This window comes from Hymenobacter negativus, from assembly GCF_017571495.1.
GTDB classification, from domain to species: domain Bacteria; phylum Bacteroidota; class Bacteroidia; order Cytophagales; family Hymenobacteraceae; genus Hymenobacter; species Hymenobacter negativus.
Window position 1 is genome coordinate 55,129 of sequence record NZ_JAGETZ010000001.1, and the last position, 24,344, is coordinate 79,472.

The window sequence follows — 24,344 nt, forward strand, 5'->3', positions numbered from 1 at the left end:
AATGAAGAACTGCATCTGGTTTCTGTTGCATAATTCCTCATTCTTCGTTCCTCATTCTTCATTAAAGTAAAGAATGCTTTCCCCCCTCGCCTATATTCACCCCGATGCTCGCCTCGCGCCGGGCGTAACCGTTGAACCGTTTACGACCATTGCGGCCGATGTTGAAATTGGAGAGGACACCTGGATTGGGCCGAATGTGACCATCATGAACGGAGCCCGTATTGGGGCACATTGCCAGGTATTTCCAGGCGCTGTGATTGGAGCCGTGCCGCAGGATTTGAAGTTTGCCGGCGAACAAACCACTGCCGTAATCGGCGACCACACCGTAATTCGGGAGTGCGTAACCGTGAACCGTGGCACTGTGGACCGGGGCGAAACCCGCGTGGGCAGCCATTGCCTGTTGATGGCCTATGTACATATTGCCCACGACTGCATAATTGGCAACAACTGCATCCTGGCCAATACCGTGCAGGTGGCCGGCCACGTCGAAATCGGCGACTACGCCATTGTAGGTGGTTCATCTGCCGTGCACCAGTTCGTCAAAATCGGAGCCCACGCCATGATTTCGGGTGGCTCATTGGTGCGCAAAGACGTGCCACCGTACGTGAAAGCCGGCCGCGAGCCTCTCTCCTACGCCGGTGCTAACTCGGTAGGCTTGCGCCGTCGGGGCTTCTCCGAAGAATCCATTAACATGGTGCAGCAATTGTACCGCACATTGTTTCTGGGCGGATTGAATACACACGATGCCCTCACGCAAATCGAGCAGGAGCTGCCTGCCTCGACGGAGCGTGATACGGCGGTAGGCTTTGTGCGGGCTGCCACACGCGGCATCATTAAGGGCCCCAAGCGCGGCCGGCCGACAGATGGCAGCGAAGCAGAATAAACCATTTTTTATTGCGCTTAAATCAGCAGCACGTCAGGCTGAGCGTTTCGCTCAGCCTGACGTGCTGCTGATTTATAATCACTGATACCGTTTTGCAAATCAACGCCACCGGCCTTGGTAAGCGCTTCAAGCGCGACTGGATTTTCCGGGGTCTTACGCACACGTTCCAGCCGGGTAGCGCTACGGCCGTGCTGGGACCCAACGGAGCCGGCAAAAGCACGCTGCTAAATACCTTTTCGGGTCAGCTGCTGCCAACTGAGGGCACGCTGGCCTATTCACTGGCCGGCAAAACGGTGGCGGTTGAAGATATTCCGGCCCATCTGGCCTACGCCGCCCCTTATCTGGAGCTGCTGGAGGAGTTGACACTGCTGGAGCTGCTGCAGTTTCACACCCGGTTCAAGCCGTTACGGGCTGGGATTTCACTCGATAAGCTCATCGGGATGATGTACCTTGAAAAGGCCCGCCATCAATTGGTTCGCGAGTTTTCGTCGGGCATGAAGCAGCGCCTTAAGCTGGCGCTGGCGCTTTATGCCGATGCGCCACTGCTGCTCTTGGATGAGCCCACCACCAACTTAGATACCACTGGCGCAGCTTGGTATCTGGAACATGTGCAAGCTACCCGGGTGGGCCGCACGCTGCTGCTCAGCTCCAATGTACCGGCTGAATATGACTTTTGTGATGAGCACATTGTGGTGACAGATTTTCAGGTGGCGCGGTCAAGCTAGTCGTATTACAACGGAGTAAAAACTTCTTGTTATTTTGGGGACCTGTGACTTGCTAAAGCAGCACAAAAACGGCTTTCGTGACGCTTCAGCTTAGATTTTGCCCATAAATTCTATTCGGTGAGTCAACCGAAAATCCACGCGCCGCGTATCTTCGCAGCCAGCTTCGGCACTCTATCTTCCACTCTAAATACCCCCGCCCCGGCCATGATTAATGACGACGACCTGGACGACGACTTGCTCGACGACGACGACGACCTCGATACCTATGCCAAGAAAGGTGGCGCTGCCGCCATCGGCAATACCGAAGACCGGCTCTCGGCTAAATACGCCGACTACCTGATGTGGACCGATACCGGTTCCTCGCATGACGAGGCACTGGATTTGGCCAATATGACCGAAGAAGAATTTGTAGAAGCCGAGCGCGCCGAAAACTCCGACCGCGGCGGTTTTACCAGCCTTGATGACGACGATGATGACGACTTCGCCGATGAGGACGACGATGAGGACGAAGGCTACAGCAGTGGTCGGGGAAGCCGCCGTGGCAGCAGCTTCGACAGCGACGACTACTAGAATTTTAGTAGCAATAACCCAGTAGCAAGACTAAAAGAGGCCCCGCCTGGCAATTCCAGGCGGGGCCTCTTTTAGTCTTGCTACTGGGTTATTGCTGCTATACTACCGACCAAATACCTGCTTGAGGATGTCGGTGGTACGGGCCGCCGGGTTTTTGCGGATTTTGGCTTCTTCCTGGGCTAGCAGAACGAACAGGCCATCCACGGCTTTTTGCGTGGTGTAATCGGCCAAGCTGAGGTTCACCGGTGTCATCAGCGGGATTTTGTTGTATTTGTCGGTAATGGTAGCATAGGCGCGGCCGGCTCCAACCTGGTCGATGGCGGCCTCAATGTCGGGGTGGAAAGCCGAGACGAGCTGGGCTTGCGTCGATTTGCGCAGGAACTGGGTAGCGGCATCAGTCGAGCTGCTGGTTACCAGCGACAAAGCATCGGTAATGCTGATATTGGTCAGCGCATTCAGGAAGATGTCTTTGGCTTTGGGCGCGGCAGCTTCGGCGGCACGGTTGAGTTGGGTTTCGAGCTGCGTGAACACGGTGGTCATGCCCGGCAGGCGGCCCACAGTCGACTTCACGATTTCCAAATCGGGCGGCACCGGGATGTGAATATCGTCGTTCAGGTTGAAGCCGTCGGGCTCCGATGCGAACTGGACGGCTTTGGTAATGCCCTTATTCAGGGCGTCTTTGATGCCGGCGCTGGCCTGGGCTTCAGTGAGCGGCGCGGGTGGCGCTACGACGGGCTTGGCGGCGGCAGCTTTCGCAGCGGCGGCCTTGGTAGCAGCGGCTTTGGCGGCGGCGGTTTTGGCAGCGGCAGCTTTAGCAGCGGCCGCTTTTTTGGCGGCGGTGGTCTGGGCGTGGGCGGCGGGTGCCGTGGCGGCCAGCAGGCCGGCTACGAGCAAGGCACTGGCAATACGAGTAAACATGGAATAAACTGCTGCGACGGGAAAACCGGAAGGCCCCTGTGGCTGTCCTAAGGCCGCCGCTGCTGCAAAGTGAAGACAATTTTGCGGCCAAACCTATTTTTTTCGCTCATCAATGTCTGTACCCAGCCCACTCCCCGCTCCTAACACGTCGAACTCCACGCCCACCGCTCCGCCCAATGTCGAAATCATGACCATCGGCGACGAGTTGTTGTACGGACAGGTCATTGATACCAACTCGGCCTTTATGGGCCAGGAATTGGGCAAAATCGGCCTGCGCGTGCGGCAGATTTCGTCGGTTTCGGACCGCGCCGATGAGATTGTAGCAGCCTTGGACCAAGCGCGGCAGCGGGCACAAGTGGTGCTCATTACCGGCGGCCTGGGCCCGACGAAAGACGACCTAACTAAGCACGTACTGGCTCGCTACTTCGGCTCCGAGCTGGTGATGCACGAGCCTACGTTGCGTCACGTGGAGGAAATTTTCAAACGCTTCGACCGGCCCATGCTGGACGTGAACCGCCAGCAGGCCCTGGTACCGGCCAATTGCGAGGTGCTGCACAACGCCGTGGGTACAGCCCCCGGTATGTGGTTCAACGACCAAGGCACCATCTTCGTGAGCATGCCTGGCGTGCCCTTTGAGATGAAGCGGCTCATGACTGACCACGTGCTGCCCCGCCTGCAAAGCCAGTTCCACATCGCACCCATCGAGCACGTGGTGGTGATGACGGCCGGCTTGGGCGAGTCGTTTCTGGCCAAGAAAATTGAGGATTGGGAAGATGCCCTCCCCGCCAACGTCAAGCTGGCCTACCTGCCCAGCTTCGGGGCGGTGCGCCTGCGCCTGACCGGCACCGATGACGGCCAGCCCGACCTGCGCGGCCGCATGCTGGCTCTGCTGCCTGCCCTGCGCGAGCGCATCGGTGAGCACATTTTTGCCGAAGAAGAAACGACGCTCGAAGCTGCCATCGGCAAACTACTGATGGCTAAAGGCCTGACTGTAGGTACCGCAGAAAGCTGTACCGGCGGCTTAGTTTCGCAGCGCCTCACCAGCGTCTCGGGTAGCTCGGGGTACTTCCGGGGTGCCATTGTGGCCTACCACAACGATATCAAGCAGGAAGAACTGGGCGTGAAGGCCGAAACTCTGGCCGAGTTCGGGGCCGTAAGTGAGGCCACCGTGCGCGAGATGGCCGAAGGCGCCCGCCGCCGCCTGGGTGTGGACGTAGCCGTGGCCACCAGCGGCATTGCTGGCCCCACCGGCGCCACCGCCACCAAGAAAGTAGGCACCGTGTGCCTGGCCTACGCCGACGGCACCCAAACCATCAGCCGCGAATACGTGCTGGACCGTGGCCGGGCCTTGAATGTGGAATACGCCGCGCAATCGGTGCTCACGCTGCTGCGGCAGCAGTTGGCGGGAGTGTAAGCTCGTCACACTTTAATTTGACCACCATTTAATTAAACCACTCTACATTCAGGAGTGCGGGCCTTATATGCATCTTTTTCCTTGGTTGCAGACCGCAGTATGGCTTGGCCTTTGTCTATCCCGCAAGCTACACTTGAGTCCAACGCAAATCACTCACTTAAATGCGGACCAAAGCCGGATTGAGCACCCTGTACAGGCTTTAGATGGAATACATTCGTCCACTTGTTATGGACTCTAACGCCGGCCCCGCTGGCGCGCGTCAGCAACCCGTATTATGAAATTTTCAACTGGTTGTAGAGTGCCAGCATTTTCCCGGGGACTGATTCATTGATTTCATCCCACTCTTTCATGTTTGCTAAATGAAAGGCTTGGTAAAAGTTAAGAAACCGGAGGACGTAATCTGCAACACCAGCCACAGAGCCGTAGATGCCTTCCGCGGCCATTGCATACTCATCGTCGACCCCACACATGAAGCCGTGCTCTTCGGCAGTGAAATCCCTGTGCCTAACCAGCCAATCGATGGTGCGAACAACGCGGTATAAATCTATTTTTCCAGCAATGTATTCGTGATAAAGCAAGCCTAATGTTGCGCGGCCGGCAACACTGGGGATGGCATCGCCGACATAGACATTGATTAGGGAAATCAAATCATTGATGCTCTGGCTACCGCTCATGGCCAGTTCAATGATGAAGTCGTCTGGCTCCGCGTCTTGTTGGATAATCGCATCTGCCCAGTCGATAACCTGGCGGGTGCTCACTATTTTATTGGTTAGTCCAATGCTAAACACTTCAAGTAACGCAACGAAATCTTTTGGATTAGTTTGCAGCATGGGTAGTTAAAAAAGCGATACGGGAACAAGATAGCAGCTTCCGAATCGTACTATATAACCCAGTAGTTTGCGAAGCAGCCAGGAGCTACGATGGCCAATGAGCTTTGGGAGAAAATGGCCGGAAGGTGGGCGGTAAGGTCATTCTGTAGCAACACAAATTTATTGGCTTGCGGATAAGGAGCCGCTTGGTGTTCCCTTCAGGAGAACCGGACTGGGACCAAACTTATATGGTCACTATGAAGGCCGTTCAATATTTATTCATTTACTTTGCAATCCAAAGTAATTTGAAAAACAATGAAATCAATCATCATTTCCTACCGGCAAGAGTATTCTTTCCGCGAGCGCGCCCTGCTCTGGCTGCTCGACAACGTCGTCTCAGTTCACGCCAGAGTCTACACCCGACGTCCTGTCTGGGGACTATTGCGCGAGGACATGCTCCAGTATCCCACGGGAACCCTGGGCCACGAGTTGGGGCTCTTCTTAACGCGTGAGAGCCTCCAACCTGTGGACCGAATAGAGCGGCACGATGCCTTTCACATTCTGCTAGATTTCTCTACCAGTTTGGAGGATGAAGCGGCCATGCAATTCTTTTTGGTCGCCAATGGAAAGATTTCACCCTTTACCTTGGCAACAGCCGCGTTTACTATGCTGGTAATGCCCGACAAATGGGGACTTTTTATCCAGGCATTCCGCCGCGGACGCAAAGCGCTTTCCATTGCCAACTGGAATTTTCTGCACCTGTTGGACGAGCCCTTTGCAGATGTAAAGGCCGTCATTTTTCACCAGCCCGTACGCAACGAGCGCCTGCTACGCAAAATCCCGCAGTATGCAAAGACCGCCTCAGCTGTGGAATGTCTCAGCTAAGCGCGGTAATCATATCCGACAAGATGACTAGTAATAATTTGAACAAGAAGAGTCTTAGTGTCGGCAAGCAACGCGAGCGTTGCTTGCCAGACTGTTTCGATGAGCCTTGGTCTTGCCAACTCGTCGCGAAGTAGCATGCTGGTTATTCTTGGGTTAGTAGGCGGCTCCATTGCCCTCTATTTTTTACTGCTTACCGTCGTGCCCCAGTACTTGCACCCAGAGGCAGTGCGGGATTCGTTGCAGTGGGCGCACCGGGGAAGCGGAGTATTGACTCTGGTTGCCATACTGGTGAGTTGCAGCAGTTGGGACCTGAGCATTCGCTACCCCACGCTGATTGCCCTCGTTGTGCTTGGCAGCGGGCTCATGGCGGGGCTCCGCACGAAGCTGGCCTTGGTTGCGGGAAGTGCCTGGTTTCTGGCCCGGGCACAGTCGCTCCTCACTCCGCTGCTTGTTCCCGTGCTTTTCCTGTGGATAGCCCTGCGTTCGGCCGATGTTGTGTATTGGGATGGAGACGTGAGCGTCGAGGTAACCACTAGCACCGGCTGGCTAAGTGATATCACGACAACACAAATCACTCTTTACCAGACGCAAGCTCTTCTCTTTGAGAAACCTGTTGGCCATATCCATGCCGCGGACGCTGCCAATTACCTCCACCCGGACCAATCATTCAACAAAAAGGAGTGGTGGGCCACCGTTTGCAAGGTGACCGTCGATGTGGACTCCCTGAAAGGAGTCGTCCAGACGTATTCGGGGTATCGCCCTTTTGTAGTGAGCAAGCCGTGGAGAAGGGAAAACCAGCAGCCAACACCACCCGCTGAGCCTGCCAGCGCACCACCTCTGCCCGTAGAAGACGACAAGGTGTATACTTATGTGGAAGTAATGCCGACCATCCCAGGCGGGCAAGAAAGAGAGCTGGGGCTAGGACTCAACCAACTCATCCAGCCGTGGCTCGTGCTGCCCCGCGATGCAGTGGAGGGGCTGGTGTTTTTAAGCCTTGAAGTAGACAAAATGGGTGATGTGCGGAATATACGCATTGCAAAAGGCCTGAATCCAAGAACCGACTCGGCAGTGCTTGCGGCGGCCAGGCAACTGCCACCGCTGGTCCCCGGCCGGCAAAATGGGCGACCCTTAAATGTGTCCTTGACTTTCCCTGTTTCAGTGATGAAACCAAGAGTCACTCCCAAACATAATCGGAAAAGTGCTCAAAGCCAGTAAGGTTTAGGCTGGGCCTGGGTTAATGCCATTTTGCCTTAACCAGTATAAATCTATTTTCCTAAATTACTTCCAACGAAAAGGGCCAGCTAATTGGCTGGCCCTTTTCGTTGGAAAGGTGCGAATGAATTAAGCCGCTGGCGTTTCAGCTGCTGCTACGCGCATGATGTCGTGGCCCATTTTGTCGCGCTTGGTGGTGAGGTAGGCCTCGTTGTGCGGGTTGGAATGGATTTCGATGGGCAGCGTTTCCACGATTTCGAGGCCGTAGCCGATGAGGCCCGTGCGCTTGCGGGGGTTGTTGGTGAGCAGGCGCATCTGGCGCACGCCCAGGTCGCGCAGAATGCTGGCGCCCACGCCGTAGTCGCGCTCGTCGCCCTTGAAGCCGAGGTCCTCGTTGGCCTCCACGGTATCACGGCCTTGCTCCTGTAGCTTATAGGCTTTCAGCTTATTGAGCAGGCCGATGCCACGCCCCTCCTGGTTCATGTAGACGATAACACCACGGCCTTCGCGCTCAATCTCGCGCATGGCCTGGTGTAGTTGCGGGCCGCAGTCGCAGCGGCAGGAGCCGAAAATATCGCCCGTCACGCAGGAACTGTGCACGCGCACCAGCACCGGCTCCGGGCCGGAGATATCGCCCTTCACCAGGGCCAGGTGCTTGGCGCCGTTCGAGTTTTGGGTGAAAGCGTAGAGGTCGAAATCGCCGTGCTCAGTGGGCATCTTCACCGAGATTTCGCGGGTAATCAGGCTTTCGTTGGCGAGGCGGTACTTGATGAGGTCCTGAACCGAAATCAGCTTCAGGCCCCATTTTTTGGCCACGATTTCGAGGTCAGGCAGCCGGGCCATCTCGCCGTCTTCCTTCAGAATTTCGACCAGTACACCGGCCGGCTCAAACCCGGCTAGGCGGGCCAGGTCCACGGTGGCTTCGGTGTGGCCGGCGCGGCGCAGCACGCCTTCCTTGCGGGCTTTGAGAGGAAAAATATGGCCGGGCTTGCCTAGTTCTTCGGGCTTGGTGGTGGGGTCGATAAGGGCCTGGATGGTCTTGCTACGGTCCGAAGCCGAGATGCCGGTGGTCACACCATTCTTCAGCAAATCGACCGATACGGTGAACGCCGTAGCGTGCAAGGCCGTGTTGTGGCCCACCATGAGGTTCAGGCCCAACTCTTCGCAGCGCTCCTCGGTGAGGGCCATGCACACAAGGCCGCGCCCGTGGGTGGCCATAAAATTGATGACTTCGGGCGTGGCCGAGCGGGCGGCGCAGATGAAGTCGCCCTCGTTTTCACGGTCTTCGTCGTCGACAACGATGACTACTTTGCCAGCGCGAATATCTTCGATGGCGGATTCGATGGAATCTAGCATTGGTGGGAGTTGATATTTCGGCCATAACAACGGTAGCCGCTGCAAAGTTAGCCGCCACCGGCCACCCCTACCCGAACAACGCTTCCAGCCGGCTTGTGGCGCCCGCCCAGGTGTAGTGCGCTTTCACGAACGCATGGCCCCGCGTCGCTAATTTCGCCGCCTGGCTGGGGTTATCGAGCAAGGCAATAATGGCCTGCGCAAGCTCCTGGGGCGTTTTTGTCACCAAAAGCTCTTCGCCATCGGTGCCGCCCAGAGCGTTATTGGCCAGCGGCGTAGTTACGCAGGGCAAGGCCATGGCCATGGCCTCCAGCAGCTTGTTTTGCAGCCCGGTGCCCACCCGCATGGGGGCCGCAAATACCCGTGCCGCCGCGTATGCCGCTCGGATATCGGGCACCCAGCCGCTGATTTCGACGTGTGCGGAGGCTAGCGCCTGCACGCGGGGTGCGGGCGTGGTACCGGCCACCAGCAGCCGCGCCGCCGGGTGCCGCTGCCGCACCAACGGCATAATTTCCTCGGCCAGAAAACAGGCGGCGTCCACGTTGGGATGGTAGCTCATGTTACCGCAAAACAGCACGTCGCACGTTTTCTCTACTGCCGGTTGGGGCTGAAAAAAGTCGGTATCGATGCCGTTGAGCACGATTTCAATCTCGTTGCGCCGTGGGTGCTGAATGAGCTGACGGTCCTGGTCGCTGATGATGGTGTGGTGTTGAAACCAATTGAACGCCGCCGCCTCGTAAGCCAGCAGGCGCTGGGCCTCCAGGGCCCACACAGCGCGCTGCCACAGCGGCGCTTGGGTAGCCCGGCGCACCATGCCTGCTGAAAACACATCCATGTAATCCAACGTCATGGGCACTTCCCCGACGTGGGGTCGCAGGTATTCGGCCATGCGAATGAGCTGGCAATACACATGGTCGGGCTGGAAGTCGCGCAACAAGCCATCAACCTGGCGCTGGGCCAGCGCATCGTGAAAGTAACCCACTTGCAGGGGCCGGCCGGTAGCCAGCGCCCGCGCCATGTTGCGGGCAATGCGCGGCCGCTTCAGCCGGTGCACTACCAGCCCGGCCCGGCAGAGTAGCCGCACCTGCGCCATTGCGTCGGCTGAAACCTCTTCATCAGACAGGGCAAACAGGCAGATTTCGTGACGCTCGGCCAGGTAGCGGAGCTGATGGAAAGCGCGTAGCTTGTCGCCCTTGTCGAGCGGGTACGGGAAGCGCGAAAGGAGCACAAATAGCTTCATGCGGGCGGCGAATGGGCAGGCGTACCGGCCGGAGCGGGCACGAGCAGCCGCTCGTACAAGTCAACAAAGCGCTGCACTACGCGGCGGTTATCGTATACGTCGGCGGCAGTGCGGGCCGCATTGGTCCCTATTTCACCCAAGTTAGCTTCACCCCGGGCCCAGGTGCGCAAAAAAGCCAGCCACTCGGCGGGCGAGTCGCGCACGATGATGTCGTGGCCGTCGCGCACGGCAATGCCTTCGGCCCCCAGCCCGGTGCTGAGAATGGCCTTACCCAGCGCCATGCCCTCGATTATTTTGACGCGCATGCCGCCGCCACTGAGTAGCGGCACCAACATCAGCCCATACTGCTGCATAAAAGCCGGCGCCGACTCCACGAAGCCGTGCATAAAGACATTATCCGCCTTCAGATTCAGCAAGTGCGCGGGCGCGTTGCGGCCGGCAATGTGCAGCTCCACTTCCGGAAACTCGGCGTGAAACGCGGGCCAGACTTCGCGCAGCAGCCAGTCGACCCCCTCCTGGTTGGGCAGCCAGTCGAGCGAGCCAATCATGAACAGCGTGCGCTGCTTGGACTGAATAGCGTGGTCAATTTGCACGCGGCTCAGTTCCACGCCTGCCGGGATGAACACCACCGGCTCGGGACAGTGCAGGGCGCGCAGACGGTCGGCATCAGCTTCGGTGATGGCGGCTACGGCGTCAAACTGGCGCAGGTAGCGCCGCTCGAATTTCTCCAGGCGGGTGGCCATGGTGCGTAGCAGCAGCCGCTTCAAGGGGTTTTTCTCCCACCGGGCCAGCTTGTGCCAGATGGTGTTTTCGATGTTGTGCGCCCGCAGCACCAGTGGAATCTGGAAATCATCTTCCATTGCTGTGCCTTCCATACCACGGCGAAGCAGTTCGATGTATGCGGCTACAAACGTGCCTTCAAACTGAACAACAGAAATGGGCTCTTCTTGGTCATCAAATAGCAATTCGGCGAGTTTCCCCAGCACATCCATGCTAATAAATCGCTCGACATTATAAGGCTGACGGCTGAAGAAGTAGTTTTTCAGAGCCCGCACGGCCGAAATATCGGTATCGACTTCCACCGTTACCAGCCGCATGTTAGGACCCAGGTGGGCCAGGGCGTCGGCGGGCTGGCGGTGCTTAGGCGTGTTGATGGCCAGCAGCGTGACGCGGTGCCCGGCCTGAACGAGGCCCGCTGCCACGTCATACATGGCAATGGCCCCACCATCATGAGGGGGAAATGGAACGCGTGGACAGAGTTGCAGAATGTGCATAGGGCCCGCAAAGGTAGTGTTGCTGCTTATCCAGAAGCTCCTCTTCGGCTCGCGTCGGGATTACTTGTGCAAAGCGGGCCAAATTGAAACTTCTGGGTACACGTTCTAGAGTTGCCGGAAACGCACCTCAAAGCTTTCGATTTGTTCCTCGCTGCCGAGTACCAGCAGCACGTCGCCGGCTTCGAGCACGTAGTCGACGGGTGGGCTCACGAGCAGCGTGCCGCTGGCTTGTCGCAGGCCGATAATGGTGGCCCCGGTGATGGAGCGCACGTCGAGCTCGCGGATGCTGCGGCCGTGCAAATCACGGCGCAGCTGCTGGAAACTCATTTCTTCCAGTCGCAGCTTATCCGCGCTGAGGCCGGAAATGAGGTCGAGGAAGCGGATGACTTCGGGGCGCACCACTAGCTTGGCCATGTGGGAGCCGCCGATTTCGTCAGGCATCACCACCGAATCTGCCCCGGCCGAGAGCAGCTTGCTTTCCGAGGTTTTGAGCGAGGCGCGGGCGATGATTTTCAGGCGCGGGTTGAGGGCGCGGGCCGACAGGGCCACGAATACGTTGTCGGCATCCTTGGGCAGGGCGGTGATGAGGGCGGAGGCCCGCTCCACCCCAGCCTGCTTGAGGACGAGGTCAGTCGTGGCATCGCCGAGTACGGTAAAAATCCTGCCGCCGGCCATACCGTCGCCGTCGTAATCTTCGCCGGTGTGGCCATCTGTGATGTTCTTCATCAACTCCTGGTCCGATTCAATCACTACCACACGGGCCCCGTTGGCCCGCAGCTCCTGGTAGGCGCGGCGGCCGTTGCGGCCGAAGCCGCACACGATAACGTGCCCGCTGAAGCGCTTAATTTCCTGGTCGATTCGAATCATCTTGTAAATTTTGCGCAGCTCGCCGTCAAAAATAAACGAGGAGAAAACCGACACGAGGTAGGCCACTACCACGAGGTTATAAAGAATGTAGAACGAGACAAAAAGCCGTCCGGCGTGTGAAAACGGGTGAATTTCGCCAAAGCCCACGGTAGCAATGGTCGTCACGGTCATGTAAAACGCGTCGACCGGATGGTAGTGCTCGATGCCCATGAAGCCCGCCATGCCAAACACCAAACTCAGCCCGGTGAGGACGACGGCTAGAATCAGGCGGTTGATGTTGAGACTTCGGAGCATTTTTTTCGAGAACGGACTACAAGAACGTCATGCAGAGCGCAGCAAAGCATCTCGCGTGCTGTGAGTAATTCAATCGTTAATAATTAGTGGTGGCACGCGAGATGCTTCGCTGCGCTCTGCATGACGTTGTTTTTGCTCGTTCAATAACTCAGGCGCCGCGGGCCACCACGGTGCCCAGTAGTGCAGCCAACTCGTTATCGAGTTCCTTGAGGCGCTTGATGTCGCCGAGGATTTCGAACATTTCAGCGTCGTCGAGCGGGTGGCGCAGCTTTTCGAGGCACTGGTCGAGCTCGCGCTGCACGTGCACTTTGTTGAGGCGAAGCACGGCGTTGTCGCAGGCCAGTTGGGGCAGGTCGACCTCGTTGAACACATAGATTTCTTTGGTGCGCCAGTTGGGGCTGATTTCGTAGCGCTCGGTGGCCAGGTCGGTGATGAGCTGGCGGATGTCCTCGCGCTCGTTTTGGGCCAGTTGGCGGGCGTCGGGAAAGCGGCCAGCTAGTAGCTCCTGGCGGCAGATTTCCCACATTTCGGCGTAGAGCGGCACTGTGAGCGGGTACTCGCCGAGCTGGCCCATGAGGTAGCCGGCCACACTCACTTCGGGGTCAATCTCGCGCCCAGCGTAGAGGACCAGCAGGCGCAGTACTTCCCGCTCGCACAGCTGGAGCATGTCGGGCAGCGGCTCGTTTTCGGCAGCTTTGGTGGTAGACTGGAACGAGGTACCCAGCGACTCGGCGGCTTCAGCACCGCCGTACATGAGCATTTCGGCCTCTTCTTCGTCCGACATTGGGCGCGGGGCCGGTGCCGAGCGCGGGTTGGCGCTGGGCGGGTAGCCGGCGTTGGCGCTACCAGCACCCTGGCCGTAGTTGCCGAGGTTGTCACCGCTGCCACCGCTGTGCTTGGTTTGCTGGCTAGGCGACTTTACCAGCTTGTTGTATTCGGTGATGAGCACCTGCTCGTCTATGCCGAAGGTGGCCGAGGTCTGCTGCAAAAACACCTGGCGCTTGATGGCGTCGGGCACCTTGGCAATGCTGTGGAGCACGTCGCGGATGGCTTCGGCCTTCTTCACAGGGTCGCCGGAAGCCTCGCGGGCCACGAGCGTGGTTTTGAAGGTGATGAAGTCCTGGCTCTTGGTTTCGATGTACTCGGTGAAGCGCTGGTCGCCGACTTTGCGGATGTAGGAGTCGGGGTCGTCGCCGTCGGGAAACAGCACCACGCGCACGTTCAGGCCGCCTTCGAGCAGCAAGTCGGTGCCGCGCAACGAGGCCTTGATGCCGGCCGCGTCGCCGTCGTAGAGCACCGTCACATTGTCCGAATACCGCTTGATAAGTCGAATCTGGCCCTCTGTGAGCGAGGTACCGGACGAGGCCACCACGTTTTTGATGCCGCCCTGATAGAGTGAAAGAACGTCCAGATAACCTTCTACCAGATAGCAAACCTCTTGCGTCCGAATGGCTTGCCGGGCCTGAAACAGGCCGTAGAGCACGTCCGACTTGTGATAAATCTCCGATTCGGGCGAGTTGAGGTACTTCGCCATCTTGTCGTCGCGCTTCAGGGTGCGCGCCCCGAAGCCTACCACCCGGCCGCTGATGTTGTGAATCGGGAACATTACGCGACCCCGAAACCGGTCGTAGCGCCGGCCGGTGTCTTTGCCCTGGTCGTCGGTGCGGATGACGGTGAGGCCGGTTTTTTCCAGGTATTTCTTGTCGAAGCCGGCCGTTTCGGCGGCTTTCATCAGGTCGTCCCAGGCATCAAGCGAGTAGCCCAGCTCGAAGGTCTGAATGGTGTTCAGGGTCAGGCCCCGCTCCTTGAGGTAGCCGTAGCCGATGCTCATCCCCTCTTCGGAGTTGAGCAGCAGGCGGTGGTAGTGGTTTTTGGCGAAGTCCGAGACGATGAATTGGGAATCCCGCTCGTTCTGCTCCAGTTGCTGCTGGGGCGTCTTTTCCTCCTCCTGAATCTCAATGGCGTACTTCTTGGCCAGGTATTTCAGGGCCTCGACGTAGCTGGTGCCCTCCACGTCCATCACAAACTGCACCACGCCGCCGGCCTTGCCGCAGCCGAAGCACTTGTAGAGCGACTTGGCCGGGTTTACCGAGAACGAGGGCGATTTCTCGTTGTGAAACGGGCACGGAGCCCATAGGTTCTGGCCCTTGCGCTTGAGCTGCACGAAGTCGCCGACGACTTCCACAATGTCGGCGGTCTGGATGATGTGGTCAACTAACTCTTTGGGAATACGGGCCATCGGGGCGGGGTATCGGGGGCAAATGGGGCGAACGGATACTACCAGAACGTCATGCTGAGTGCAGTCAAAGCATCAGGCGTGCCGCCACTAATTCAATCGTTCTGCGGTCTTATTACGACCACACACGAGATGCTTCGACTACGCTCAGCATGACGTTCTGGTAGTAAGACAGTACGCAACACAACAAATTTCGCCCTACTTTCTCCTACGTCCTACCTTTGCCCGGAATAAACTCCGCGCAAGATGCCCGCATACCGTCCCGAAGAAATCGAAAAGAAGTGGCAGGCCCACTGGAAACAGCACCACACGTTCCAGGCCCAGAACCACTCCGACAAGCCCAAGTATTACGTACTCGACATGTTCCCCTATCCCTCCGGAGCGGGCCTACACGTGGGGCACCCGCTGGGCTACATTGCCTCCGATATTGTGACGCGCTACAAGCGCCTGCAGGGCTTCAATGTGCTGCATCCCATGGGTTTCGACTCCTTCGGCCTGCCCGCCGAGCAGTACGCCATCCAGACCGGCCAGCACCCGGCCGTGACCACGGAGCAAAACATCGACACCTACATCAAACAGCTCAGTAGCCTGGGCTTCAGCTACGACTGGAGCCGCGAGGTGCGGACGTCGGACCCCAGCTACTACAAGTGGACGCAGTGGATTTTCCTCAAGCTGTTTAACTCCTGGTACAACCTCGACACCGACCGCGCCGAGCCTCTCACCGAGCTCACCGCCCGCTTTGCCGAGAGCGGCAGCGAGGGCATCCGCGCCGCCGGCGATGACGAGGAGCGGCAAGTATTTACGGCCGGGCAGTGGCAGATGATGAGCGAAAAGCAGAAGCTGGCCGCTGTGCTCCCCTACCGCCTCGCCTATCAGCAGGACACCTTTGTGAACTGGTGCGCCGGCCTGGGCACGGTGCTCTCCAATGATGAAGTGAAAGACGGCCTCTCGGAGCGCGGCGGCTTCCCCGTCGAGCGCCGCCTCATGCCGCAGTGGAGCCTGCGCATCACTGCCTACGCCGACCGCCTGCTGCAGGGACTCGACCAGCTCGACTGGCCCGACGCCGTGAAGGAGATGCAGCGCAACTGGATTGGCAAGAGCATCGGGGCCGAAGTGACTTTCCCGGTGCAGGGCTCCGAAACGGCGCAAATCAAGGTCTACACCACGCGGGTTGACACCATTTACGGTGCCACCTTCCTCGTTTTGGCCCCGGAGCATGAGTTGGTAGACCAGCTCACCACGCCCGAACAGCGCGCGGCGGTGGACGAGTACATTGCCGCCACCAAGCGCCGCTCGGAGCGCGACCGCATGGCCGACGCCAAAACCGTGTCGGGCGTGTTTACCGGCGCGTATGCCCTGAACCCGGTCAACAACGAGCCCGTGCAAATCTGGCTGGCCGACTACGTGCTGGCCGGCTACGGCACCGGCGCCGTGATGGCCGTGCCCAGCGGCGACCAGCGCGACTGGCTGTTTGCCACGCATTTCGGCCTGCCCATCCCGGTTATCTCCGATGCCCAAAAGGACATCGACCAGCAGGCCGACCCCACCAAGGAAGGCCGCTACATCAACTCGGGCATCATCAACGGCCTCACCTACAAGGAGGCCACCGCCACCCTCATCGCCTTCCTCGAAGAAAAGGGCCTGGGCAAGGGCAAGGTGAATTTCCGCCAGCGCGACGCCATTTTCGGCCGCCAGCGCTACTGGGGCGAGCCCATTCCCATCTACTACAAGGAAGGCACCGCCTACGGCATCGCCGAGAGTGACCTGCCGCTGGTGCTGCCCGAAATCGACGAGTACAAGCCCACCGAAACCGGCGAGCCGCCCCTCGGCCGCGCCCAAAACTGGCTCTACCGCGGCCAATACCCCTACGAGCTGAGCACCATGCCCGGCTGGGCGGGCTCCTCCTGGTACTACCTGCGCTACATGGACCCGCACAACGACGCCCGCTTCGTGAGCGAAGGCGCCGAGCAGTACTGGGGCTCCGTGGACCTCTACATGGGCGGGGCCGAGCACGCCACCGGCCACCTGCTCTACGCCCGCTTCTGGTACCTCTTCCTGAAAGACCTGGGCCTCGTCAGCAGCAGCGAGCCCTTCCAGAAACTGATTAACCAAGGCATGATTCTGGGCCGGTCGAATCTGATTTACAGATTTAGAGGCACAAATATCATTTTCTCAGCTGGAATTGCTCAGCAAATTCTTGCTGGTGTTAACGCTTACGTTCCTCATTTGCCTCAAGGTGTCTATACTCCACAGGAGGTTTTCAAACTACTTGAAGAACGTCTCGGCAAGCAGTATTTGGAAGACAATGATATTGTCTTAACTCCTAGATTATATTTTGATATCCTTCATGTTGATATCAAGCTTGCAGAAAAAGATATTCTAGATACTGAAGGCTTAAAAAAATGGCGGGATGACTTTGAAGACGCAGTATTCATTACAGAAGACGGCATTGTGAAATGTGGCGTAATCGAAAATGAGAAAATGTCTAAGTCTCTACACAACGTTGTTACCCCCGATGTGCTAATCGACAAATACGGCGCGGACGCCCTGCGTCTCTACGAGATGTTCCTCGGCCCGCTGGAGCAGTACAAGCCCTGGAACACCAACGGCATCAGCGGCGTGGGCGGCTTCCTCAAGAAGTTCTGGCGCCTCTTTCACCCCGAAGACGGTGCCCTGTCCATCACCGACGAGCCCGCCACCCCGGCCGAGCTCAAGGTGCTGCACAAAGCCATTCAGAAGGCCCAGGAAGACATCGAGAAGTTCAGCTTCAACACCTCCGTCAGCCTGTTCATGATTACCGTGAACGAGCTCACGGCTCTCAAGTGCCACAAGCGCGCCATCCTGGAGCCGCTCGTGCTGCTGGTGTCGCCCTTCGCGCCGCACCTCGCCGAGGAGCTGTGGCAGGAGCTGGGCCACGAGGCCGGCAGCATCAGCCACGCCCGCTACCCCGAGTTCCGCCAGGAATTCCTGGTCGAAGACACCGTGACCTACCCCCTGGCCATCAACGGCAAAGTGCGCGAGCAGATGCAGTTTGCCGCCACCGCCACCGCCCCCGAGATTGAAGCCGCCGTGCTGGCCTCCGATTTCCTGGCCAAGCACGGCGAAGGCAAGTCGGCCAAGAAGGTGATTGTGGTGCCCGGCCGCATGGTGAACGTGGTAGTGTAATTACCAGAGCAAATTTGCTTAAAAAACGAAACGCCCGCTGGAATTCCAGCGGGCGTTTTTTATATGGTTGTTGCTATGCAAAAAGAGCTAATTAATTGCTCAGAAATGACCGGTGGCTAGATGCTGCCGGTATCTTTACCGCTCATTTATCGCCAACTTTTTTTCATGAAAAAACTATTACCCTTTCTCCTGAGCGCCTTCTCCCTGGGTGCCCAAGCACAATCTACTCCGGCCTGGACCTGGGCCAAAATGCTTGCCAGCAGCAATCTGACCAGCGCCGGTACCATGACCACCGACGCCGCCGGCAATACCTACCTGGCCGGGGGCTTTAGCCAGCCCCTCACGCTGGCCCCCGGCACCGTGCTCACCACCAGCTCCGGCCAGGATGGTTTTGTGGCCAAGTACGACCCTTCGGGGACGCTGCTGTGGTCGCGGCAGTTAGCCGGTTTTTTCAACGACGGCTTTCAAAAGGTACTGATTGACGGCACCGGCAAGGTGACGCTGGTGGGCTCGTCGAGCGACGGGGCCCAGATTGGCGGCTTCACTTTCTCCAGCAATGGTTTCGGCCCGGTAGTCGTCGTCACGCAGCTCGATGCGCAGGGCCAGGTGCTTTCCATGACGGAAGTGGGCAGCGGTTCTTCGCTCATCATTGCCGATATGGCTCTGGATGCTGCTGGCAACAGCTACATCAGCGGCACGTTTGGCCTCAGCGCCACCTTTGGCAGCTTCTCCCTCAGCACCCCCATCGTGGGCACCAGCATCGCCTTCGACCAATTCCTGGTTAAAGTCTCTCCGCAGGGCGTTCCGCTGTGGGCGCAGCAGGGCGGCCGGTCGGCAGCACCGTCAGGCACCGGTACCAACTTCTACTACAATAGCCTGGCCGTGGAGCCCAGCGGCAACGTGTACCTCACCTGGACCTGCAACGCCAATGCGGGCGGTTTCGGGTCGTTGTCCATGCCCGCCGGCTACGGCGATGCAGACGTGTTGGTAGTGAAGTATGACACGCAGGGTACGCCGCAGTGGGTGCAGCGAGTCGGCAGCCCCGGCCTCGATTTTGCCGGCAACACCGCGCTCGATGCCAGTGGCCGGCTCGTGGTACCGGGCTTCATTTCGGGCGCGGGCACTTTCGGCAGCCAGACCCTAGCGTCCCCGGCGGGCGTTGCCACCGGCTACGTGTGGGTACTAAATCCGGCTACCGGGGCCAGTAGCTGGGTCCGTGCCCTGAGCGGCACCGTGGGCGCTGCCTATCGGGGCGTGACGACTGATGCGGCCGGCAACATCTACGCCGCCGGGCAGTTTAGCGGCCAGGGCACCCTCGGCACGGCTACCCTCTCCAACGCCGGTGGCTTGGATGGGCTGATTGCCAGCTATTCTTCGGCCGGCAACGTGAACTGGTCGGTCAAAACCGACGGTGTTGGCGACGAATCCCCCCTTTATGTGTCGCTCGATGGCACCAACCGCCTCGCCGTAGCGGGCATCCTCAACGGAGCTGGCCTGTTTGGCACCGCCGCCCTCACCGGCCAAAACGCGCCCGTTGGCAACATTTTCCTTGCTCACATGGGCTCGGTTGTCACGGCCTCCCGCTCGGCGCAGCCCGTGGCGCAACTGGCCCTCTACCCCAACCCTGCCGCGGCTACCGATGCGGTGACTCTTCCGCAGCTGCCGGCCGGCACTGCCCTTACCCTTACCGACGCGCTGGGCCGCATAGTGCGGCGGCCAGCCGGCCCGGCGTTGTCTCTGGCAGGCCTGGCAACGGGCGTGTACGTGGTGCAAGCCACCGCTCCCAATGGCCAGCAGTGGACCAACCGGCTTGTTGTGAAATAATGCTGTTGATGTTGATTAAAAAAGGGACTGGCGATATCGCCAGTCCCTTTTTTATGAACCCACTGTTCGTGTTAATGCTTTTCCTGAGTTTGCCAGTGACGGGTTCATTTATTGCACCTTCTGCACCTTGGTGCGGCCCAGCACTCGCTCACCGGCCACTACGGTGAGGTAATAGGTACCAACTTGGTAGCGGCTCAGGTCCAACGAGAAGCTGGCGGGAGCGGCCAGGGCGGCGGCACCAATTTGCTGGCCCAAGGCATTAGTTAGCACCCAGCGCGTGGCCATGGCATCAGTGGCGGGCCAGGCGATGGTGGCCTGGCTAGCCGTGGGGTTGGGGTATGCGGTGATGGCCGTGGAAACGGTGCGCGTCACGGTTTGCACGGGGCTGTAGCTGGCCGCACCGTCGGCATCTACCTGCTTGAGGCGGTAATAGCTCACGGCGCTCAACGGCGCAGCATCCCGGTAGCTGTAGCTGCGGGCAACCTGGCTGGTGCCGGCACCTTCTACCCAAGCCAGCTTCGTGAAAGCCTCGCCATTGGCAGAGCGCTGCACCTCAAAACCCAGGCTGTTTTTCTCGGATGCAGTGCTCCAGGACAGGTTCACGGCCGCGCCAGCAGCGGTAGCCTGAAAAACCGTCAGTTCGACCGGCAGTGGGGCGACGTAGCTGCCCACCACTTGCATCTCATAGAGTGAGAAGCCGTAGCCGGTGCCGCGGGTTACACCGAACATGCGCACGTAGCGACCGGTGGTCGTGAGGGCTATTTCGTTGACGTGGCTGGTGTTGTTGGTTACGGTCGTAATTGTGGTCCAATTGGTGGCGTCATTCGAGACATCGAGGTGGAAATTCCTGCCGTAGGCAATTTCCCAAATCAGGTTCACCTGGGTGATGTTGGTGCTACGGCCTAGGTCCACGTACAGCCACTGATTGTCGTTGTAGGTGCTGCCCCAGCGCGAGGTATTGTTGGCATCAAATGCCTTGGCCGGCTCAAACCCGCCCTGGTCCGAAGAGGCAACCGCCGTTTTGCCCAAGGCCAGGTTGTTGGCCGGATTGGGGGACGTCCTAAACACCTCAAACTCATAGAGCGAGTACCCATAAGAGGTGGCCCGCGCCGTGCCAGCCATTTTCACGTAGCGGCCGGAAGTGGCCAGGCCCGTGAAATCACTGTAGGTTGTGGCATTGCCGGTTACCGTTGCCACCGTGGTCCAGGCCATGTTATCGCTCGATACCTGAATGGTAAAGTCCTTGCCGTAGGCATTTTCCCAACTCAGCCGAACCCGGTCGATGGGTTGAACCGTGCCCAGGTCAACGGTAATCTGCTGGTTATCGGAAGAAGCGCTTTCCCAGCGGGTGTTGCCGTCGCCATCGATGGCACGCGCGGCTGGTTGGGACGCCGAAGAAGCGGTAGCCGTTTTACCCAAGGCAAGATTTTGGGCTTGGGTAGGAAGACAGGCCAGGAGCAGAAGTCCCAGTAGACAGGTCAGGTGTAGCAGATTGTATTTCATAAGGCTCATCTTTTAAGCGACTAGCTTGAGCCCAAAATTACCGGCCCTGCCAGCAGCCAGGGATGCAAAAACGTTGAACCAGACCATTTGCGCGACTATCGGAGCTATTTTCCCGGTGGTTGCCAGGCCCGGTTCGTCCGCATAGAAAAAGCCCCGAACTGAAAACTCAGCCGGGGCTTTTTCGTGCATCGTACTCGTGGTTTAGGCGCGCTTGGCGCGGAAGAGCTGGCCGGAAAGCCGCATGCAGGGCGTTTCAACGTATCGGTAAAACAAGTAGGAAATACCCACTGCGGTACCAATGCAGACAATGAGCGCGAGCACAACCGTGGCCAGGTTCACCACCGGAATGAGGCGGATGAGCAGCAGTTCCATGGTGGCGCCCACGATGATGTGCAGCAGGTAGAGCGAATAGGAAATATTGCCGAAGAACGTGGCCACCGGGTTGCTGAAGCGCAGGTAGATAATGGCCAGCGCGGTGGCTACACCGGCCAGCACGGGTGCCGACGTCACCTGAAACACGCCGATAACCGAGAACAGCGCCAGCACAGCGAAGAAGTAGTTGCGCGAAATCAACTTATCGAACATCAGCCAAGTAGCCATGCCAAAGGTAAACAGCACGTTGTAGTGAAACAGCGTCTGCTCGGGCATGCCGGGGATGTAGTACGATGCACTCAGGGCCAGCCCCAGGGCCATGATGCCCCACGAATACTTGCGCAGCAAAGGGAACAGCAGCCCCAGCACCAGGTAAAACTCGAACTCGATGCTCAGCGTCCAGAAGATGCCATTAATCCACTGATACGTAGTGAAGGGGATAGTGAACAGCAGGTTGTGCACCAGCATGGGCACGGTGATGGGCTTCGAGAACGGTGACGCCGTTAAATGGAAATAATCGACCAGGAAACAGACGCCCGCGAAGATGACCATGGTGAGGTAAGCCGGCGGTCCGATGCGCACAAAGCGACGCACCATAAACTGACCAAATTTCTTGAGCGAGTAGTTGCTGCGAGCCAGTGCAAACGGAATGATGAAGCCGGATATCACGAAGAATATTTCTACTCCCAGGTACCCACGGTGGCCCACAAACTGCATTATCGGGTGCCGGAAGGTGCTTAAGGCGCCGGTGGTGTAGTGAAACAGACAGACGCTGAGCGCGGCAATGCCCCGCAGCCCGTCCAGGATGGTAATGTGCGCTTTGGCACGCGGGGCCGCCGGGACTGCGGTGGCCTCTCCAACTGGACTAGCATCTTTTTCGGTTTCGAAAGGCGACGGCTCGGATAGAACTGGTTTCATCTAGCAATTAAAAATTGAAATCAAAATTACGCTACATCAGGCAAATGCTGATGGGCGGATTTGGACTTTCCCATTTTCATGACTGTACTGCCTCCCTTTGCTACCCATTAGCTAAAAGCCCCACCAGCATGCTGGCGGGGCTTTTAGCTAATGGGTAAAATCTGCCGTATTGCTATGCGTCCAGCGCAGCCTTTACGGCTTTTGGCAGCGAGGCCCGCACTAGTTCGTACGAGTGGTCAATCAGCTCTCGTAGCTGGCCTTCGGGCACGCCCGTGCCAATGAGGACGGTATTCCAGTGCTTCTTGTTCATGTGGTAGCCGGGCAGCACGTAATCGTGCGCCTCGCGCAGCTCCTCGGCCCGCTCAGGGTCGCACTTCAGGTTGATGCTGCCGAAGGTATCGATGTCGGTTAAGGCGAAAACTTTGCCGCCTACTTTGAATACCAGCGTTTCGGGGCCGAAAGGTGTTTCTTCGGTCACGCCGGCTTTTAGAAGGCAGTAGTCGCGAAAATCCTCGATGTTCATTCGCAGTCTATTACAGCACGTAGCGGAACAGCATAATCACCAAACACACCAGGAACATGGCCAGGCTGAGCTTATTGATGAAGTGCATGGTCTTCATGTTGAAGTTATTCTTCCGGTTGGGGTCGTGCTTGCGGAAGTAGTAACCGAGGACGGGGCCGAAATTGAAGAGGTTTTTACCGTTCATGGCGAGGCGGGTTTTGGTGGCATGAAGGTAACACCAAGCCCGGCAGAATGATTTGCCGCGGCCCACAATTACTGCCAAAAAGCGCCTCTGTAAAGCAAGCCTAACGGGCCGGTTTACGAGAGTCGCGGCAGCAGTGCAATTCCTGCCTAGTGGCTACTTGCCACCGGCTGCTTCACCACCAGCTTATCACCGGAATCGTTGACTTCCAGCAGCCGCGGCACTCGGATATACCTGCCGTTTACGTCCTTATGGCTGTGCACCGACATGAGCAGCTTGCCCTCGAAGGTGCGGAACAACATGCCGTGGCCGTAGTTGGGCGGGGTGATGGGGGCCTTTTCCTGCACCCAGGGGCCGTCGAGGGTACCACTGCTGGAATAAGCCACACCTTGCGTATACACGTCGTATACCCAACTGGTCCAGAGCATGCCGAGCCGGCCGTTTTTGGTGCGAAACACCCAGGGCCCGTCGGTAACTTTATTGGGCCGGACGGGACCATTGCGCGGGTTTTCGCGGCTCCAGGGCGAGGCGCTGGCCTGAAACAGCACCTTGCCCGTGCCGAGGGTACCGGTCAGGTCCGGCTTCAGCAGAATTTTCTCCACGGTGCCGTCCATGTTCTGCAGCCATTCGTGGCAGTACACGAGGTAGGGCTTTTGGTCCTTATCAACCCAGAACGTACCGTCGAGGGTCGACTTGTTGGCCGGCAGGTAGGTGGCGTCCTTCATCGGCACGTAGGGGCCGGCGGGTTGGTTGCTGACCAGCACGTGGCTGGCCCGGCGTTCCACGGGCTTTCCCTGCACAGTATCGATGGTTAGGGCCGAGTTGGTGAAGGTGGCGAAGTAATAATACTTGCCTTTGTAGGCGTGAATTTCGGCGGCCCAAATCATCGGTTTCGGGCCCATCCAGGAGGCGGGGTCGGGTTGGGCTACGGTGTACGGGCCTTCCCACACCTTCAAATCTTTGCTTTTCCAGAGCTTGCCGCCCGTGCCCGTCATGTAGTAGGTGTGGCTGGGCTGGTCGGCCAGAATAAAGGGGTCGCTCAGCCGAATGGAATCCAGCGGAATATTTTTCCGGATGGGCTGAGGGGCTCCCTGAGCTGCTACCGCGAGCGGCAACAGTAGGCTAGCAAGTAAAGGGAAGTTTTTCATAGCGTTTGGTTGAAAGTCAAAGCGCATGGC

General features: G+C 58.4%; 20 protein-coding genes. 8 read left to right on the forward strand and 12 right to left on the reverse strand.

All coding sequences use genetic code 11. The annotated features are described in order from the left end of the window. Positions 1-73: 73 nt before the first annotated feature. The 3 genes from lpxA (at position 74) to J4E00_RS00210 (ending at position 2,178) form a co-directional block, all read left to right on the forward strand. A complete protein-coding gene (gene lpxA / locus J4E00_RS00200; RefSeq protein WP_208172990.1) occupies positions 74-883 on the forward strand; it encodes an acyl-ACP--UDP-N-acetylglucosamine O-acyltransferase in 810 nt (269 codons plus the stop codon). A 92-nt stretch (positions 884-975) separates the two neighbouring features. Beyond that, on the forward strand, positions 976-1,608 hold the full coding sequence (locus J4E00_RS00205) for an ATP-binding cassette domain-containing protein (protein ID WP_208172991.1): 633 nt from the start codon (positions 976-978) through the stop codon (positions 1,606-1,608). Between the two features lie 117 nt (positions 1,609-1,725). Then, the gene (locus J4E00_RS00210) at positions 1,726-2,178 is read left to right on the forward strand and encodes a hypothetical protein (protein WP_208172992.1); all 453 of its coding nucleotides are present in this window, start codon (positions 1,726-1,728) and stop codon (positions 2,176-2,178) included. Between the two features lie 102 nt (positions 2,179-2,280). Here J4E00_RS00210 and J4E00_RS00215 read toward each other — a convergent pair whose 3' ends face one another. Continuing rightward, a complete protein-coding gene (locus J4E00_RS00215; protein ID WP_208172993.1) occupies positions 2,281-3,096 on the reverse strand; it encodes a DUF4197 domain-containing protein in 816 nt (271 codons plus the stop codon). 112 nt (positions 3,097-3,208) lie between these two features. Between J4E00_RS00215 and J4E00_RS00220 the strand changes: the two genes are divergently transcribed. Beyond that, the gene (locus tag J4E00_RS00220) at positions 3,209-4,510 is read left to right on the forward strand and encodes a competence/damage-inducible protein A (RefSeq protein WP_208172994.1); all 1,302 of its coding nucleotides are present in this window, start codon (positions 3,209-3,211) and stop codon (positions 4,508-4,510) included. Positions 4,511-4,782: 272 nt separating this feature from the next. On the opposite strand, the gene J4E00_RS00225 is transcribed toward J4E00_RS00220, so the two are convergent. Then, a complete protein-coding gene (locus J4E00_RS00225; protein ID WP_208172995.1) occupies positions 4,783-5,340 on the reverse strand; it encodes a hypothetical protein in 558 nt (185 codons plus the stop codon). Between the two features lie 294 nt (positions 5,341-5,634). Between J4E00_RS00225 and J4E00_RS00230 the strand changes: the two genes are divergently transcribed. Continuing rightward, entirely contained in the window at positions 5,635-6,204 is a 570-nt protein-coding gene (locus J4E00_RS00230) for a hypothetical protein (protein WP_208172996.1), read from the forward strand. 135 nt (positions 6,205-6,339) lie between these two features. Beyond that, positions 6,340-7,419 carry an energy transducer TonB gene (locus J4E00_RS00235; RefSeq protein ID WP_208172997.1) on the forward strand — a complete coding sequence of 360 codons (1,080 nt, stop codon included), beginning with the start codon at positions 6,340-6,342 and terminating at the stop codon, positions 7,417-7,419. Between the two features lie 126 nt (positions 7,420-7,545). Here the strand turns inward: J4E00_RS00235 and J4E00_RS00240 are convergent, their stop codons facing one another. The 5 genes from J4E00_RS00240 to dnaG all read right to left on the reverse strand — a co-directional run bounded on the left by J4E00_RS00240 (position 7,546) and on the right by dnaG (position 14,683). After that, entirely contained in the window at positions 7,546-8,772 is a 1,227-nt protein-coding gene (locus J4E00_RS00240) for a bifunctional 3,4-dihydroxy-2-butanone-4-phosphate synthase/GTP cyclohydrolase II (protein ID WP_208172998.1), read from the reverse strand. Positions 8,773-8,839: 67 nt separating this feature from the next. After that, a complete protein-coding gene (locus J4E00_RS00245) occupies positions 8,840-10,009 on the reverse strand; it encodes a glycosyltransferase (RefSeq protein ID WP_208172999.1) in 1,170 nt (389 codons plus the stop codon). Continuing rightward, positions 10,006-11,283, reverse strand: a complete 1,278-nt coding sequence (locus J4E00_RS00250; RefSeq protein ID WP_208173000.1) for a glycosyltransferase family 4 protein — start codon at positions 11,281-11,283, stop codon at positions 10,006-10,008. Before J4E00_RS00250 ends, J4E00_RS00245 begins: the two co-directional genes overlap by 4 nt. Positions 11,284-11,388: 105 nt before the next feature. Then, a complete protein-coding gene (locus tag J4E00_RS00255; protein WP_208173001.1) occupies positions 11,389-12,444 on the reverse strand; it encodes a potassium channel family protein in 1,056 nt (351 codons plus the stop codon). 148 nt (positions 12,445-12,592) lie between these two features. Beyond that, positions 12,593-14,683 carry a DNA primase gene (gene dnaG, locus J4E00_RS00260; RefSeq protein WP_208173002.1) on the reverse strand — a complete coding sequence of 697 codons (2,091 nt, stop codon included), beginning with the start codon at positions 14,681-14,683 and terminating at the stop codon, positions 12,593-12,595. 243 nt (positions 14,684-14,926) lie between these two features. Here dnaG and J4E00_RS00265 point away from each other — a divergent pair, with 243 nt between their 5' ends. Continuing rightward, the gene (locus J4E00_RS00265; RefSeq protein ID WP_208173003.1) at positions 14,927-17,845 is read left to right on the forward strand and encodes a leucine--tRNA ligase; all 2,919 of its coding nucleotides are present in this window, start codon (positions 14,927-14,929) and stop codon (positions 17,843-17,845) included. 165 nt (positions 17,846-18,010) lie between these two features. Beyond that, complete coding sequence (locus tag J4E00_RS00270) at positions 18,011-19,669, forward strand: T9SS type A sorting domain-containing protein (RefSeq protein ID WP_208173004.1); 1,659 nt, start codon at positions 18,011-18,013, stop codon at positions 19,667-19,669. Positions 19,670-19,777: 108 nt separating this feature from the next. Here the strand turns inward: J4E00_RS00270 and J4E00_RS00275 are convergent, their stop codons facing one another. The 5 genes from J4E00_RS00275 to J4E00_RS00295 all read right to left on the reverse strand — a co-directional run bounded on the left by J4E00_RS00275 (position 19,778) and on the right by J4E00_RS00295 (position 24,314). Beyond that, positions 19,778-21,172, reverse strand: a complete 1,395-nt coding sequence (locus J4E00_RS00275) for a discoidin domain-containing protein (RefSeq protein WP_208173005.1) — start codon at positions 21,170-21,172, stop codon at positions 19,778-19,780. A 201-nt stretch (positions 21,173-21,373) separates the two neighbouring features. Continuing rightward, positions 21,374-22,462 carry an acyltransferase family protein gene (locus J4E00_RS00280; RefSeq protein ID WP_208173006.1) on the reverse strand — a complete coding sequence of 363 codons (1,089 nt, stop codon included), beginning with the start codon at positions 22,460-22,462 and terminating at the stop codon, positions 21,374-21,376. A 172-nt stretch (positions 22,463-22,634) separates the two neighbouring features. Further along, a complete protein-coding gene (locus tag J4E00_RS00285) occupies positions 22,635-22,985 on the reverse strand; it encodes an MmcQ/YjbR family DNA-binding protein (protein WP_208173007.1) in 351 nt (116 codons plus the stop codon). Positions 22,986-22,995: 10 nt separating this feature from the next. Then, complete coding sequence (locus J4E00_RS00290) at positions 22,996-23,169, reverse strand: DUF6728 family protein (RefSeq protein WP_208173008.1); 174 nt, start codon at positions 23,167-23,169, stop codon at positions 22,996-22,998. 146 nt (positions 23,170-23,315) lie between these two features. Then, on the reverse strand, positions 23,316-24,314 hold the full coding sequence (locus tag J4E00_RS00295; protein ID WP_208173009.1) for a glycoside hydrolase family 43 protein: 999 nt from the start codon (positions 24,312-24,314) through the stop codon (positions 23,316-23,318). Between the last annotated feature and the right edge of the window lie 30 nt (positions 24,315-24,344).

What these genes read in the sequence shown, in the direction of transcription:
- lpxA (WP_208172990.1), top strand. Translation starts at nt 74, where the DNA reads ATGCTTTCCCCCCTCGCCTATATTCACCCCGATGCTCGCCTCGCGCCG.
- J4E00_RS00215 (WP_208172993.1), bottom strand. Translation starts at nt 3,096, where the DNA reads ATGTTTACTCGTATTGCCAGTGCCTTGCTCGTAGCCGGCCTGCTGGCC.
- J4E00_RS00220 (WP_208172994.1), top strand. Translation starts at nt 3,209, where the DNA reads ATGTCTGTACCCAGCCCACTCCCCGCTCCTAACACGTCGAACTCCACG.
- J4E00_RS00225 (WP_208172995.1), bottom strand. Translation starts at nt 5,340, where the DNA reads ATGCTGCAAACTAATCCAAAAGATTTCGTTGCGTTACTTGAAGTGTTT.
- J4E00_RS00230 (WP_208172996.1), top strand. Translation starts at nt 5,635, where the DNA reads ATGAAATCAATCATCATTTCCTACCGGCAAGAGTATTCTTTCCGCGAG.
- J4E00_RS00235 (WP_208172997.1), top strand. Translation starts at nt 6,340, where the DNA reads ATGCTGGTTATTCTTGGGTTAGTAGGCGGCTCCATTGCCCTCTATTTT.
- J4E00_RS00240 (WP_208172998.1), bottom strand. Translation starts at nt 8,772, where the DNA reads ATGCTAGATTCCATCGAATCCGCCATCGAAGATATTCGCGCTGGCAAA.
- J4E00_RS00245 (WP_208172999.1), bottom strand. Translation starts at nt 10,009, where the DNA reads ATGAAGCTATTTGTGCTCCTTTCGCGCTTCCCGTACCCGCTCGACAAG.
- J4E00_RS00250 (WP_208173000.1), bottom strand. Translation starts at nt 11,283, where the DNA reads ATGCACATTCTGCAACTCTGTCCACGCGTTCCATTTCCCCCTCATGAT.
- J4E00_RS00255 (WP_208173001.1), bottom strand. Translation starts at nt 12,444, where the DNA reads ATGCTCCGAAGTCTCAACATCAACCGCCTGATTCTAGCCGTCGTCCTC.
- dnaG (WP_208173002.1), bottom strand. Translation starts at nt 14,683, where the DNA reads ATGGCCCGTATTCCCAAAGAGTTAGTTGACCACATCATCCAGACCGCC.
- J4E00_RS00265 (WP_208173003.1), top strand. Translation starts at nt 14,927, where the DNA reads ATGCCCGCATACCGTCCCGAAGAAATCGAAAAGAAGTGGCAGGCCCAC.
- J4E00_RS00270 (WP_208173004.1), top strand. Translation starts at nt 18,011, where the DNA reads ATGAAAAAACTATTACCCTTTCTCCTGAGCGCCTTCTCCCTGGGTGCC.
- J4E00_RS00275 (WP_208173005.1), bottom strand. Translation starts at nt 21,172, where the DNA reads ATGAAATACAATCTGCTACACCTGACCTGTCTACTGGGACTTCTGCTC.
- J4E00_RS00280 (WP_208173006.1), bottom strand. Translation starts at nt 22,462, where the DNA reads ATGAAACCAGTTCTATCCGAGCCGTCGCCTTTCGAAACCGAAAAAGAT.
- J4E00_RS00285 (WP_208173007.1), bottom strand. Translation starts at nt 22,985, where the DNA reads ATGAACATCGAGGATTTTCGCGACTACTGCCTTCTAAAAGCCGGCGTG.
- J4E00_RS00290 (WP_208173008.1), bottom strand. Translation starts at nt 23,169, where the DNA reads ATGAACGGTAAAAACCTCTTCAATTTCGGCCCCGTCCTCGGTTACTAC.
- J4E00_RS00295 (WP_208173009.1), bottom strand. Translation starts at nt 24,314, where the DNA reads ATGAAAAACTTCCCTTTACTTGCTAGCCTACTGTTGCCGCTCGCGGTA.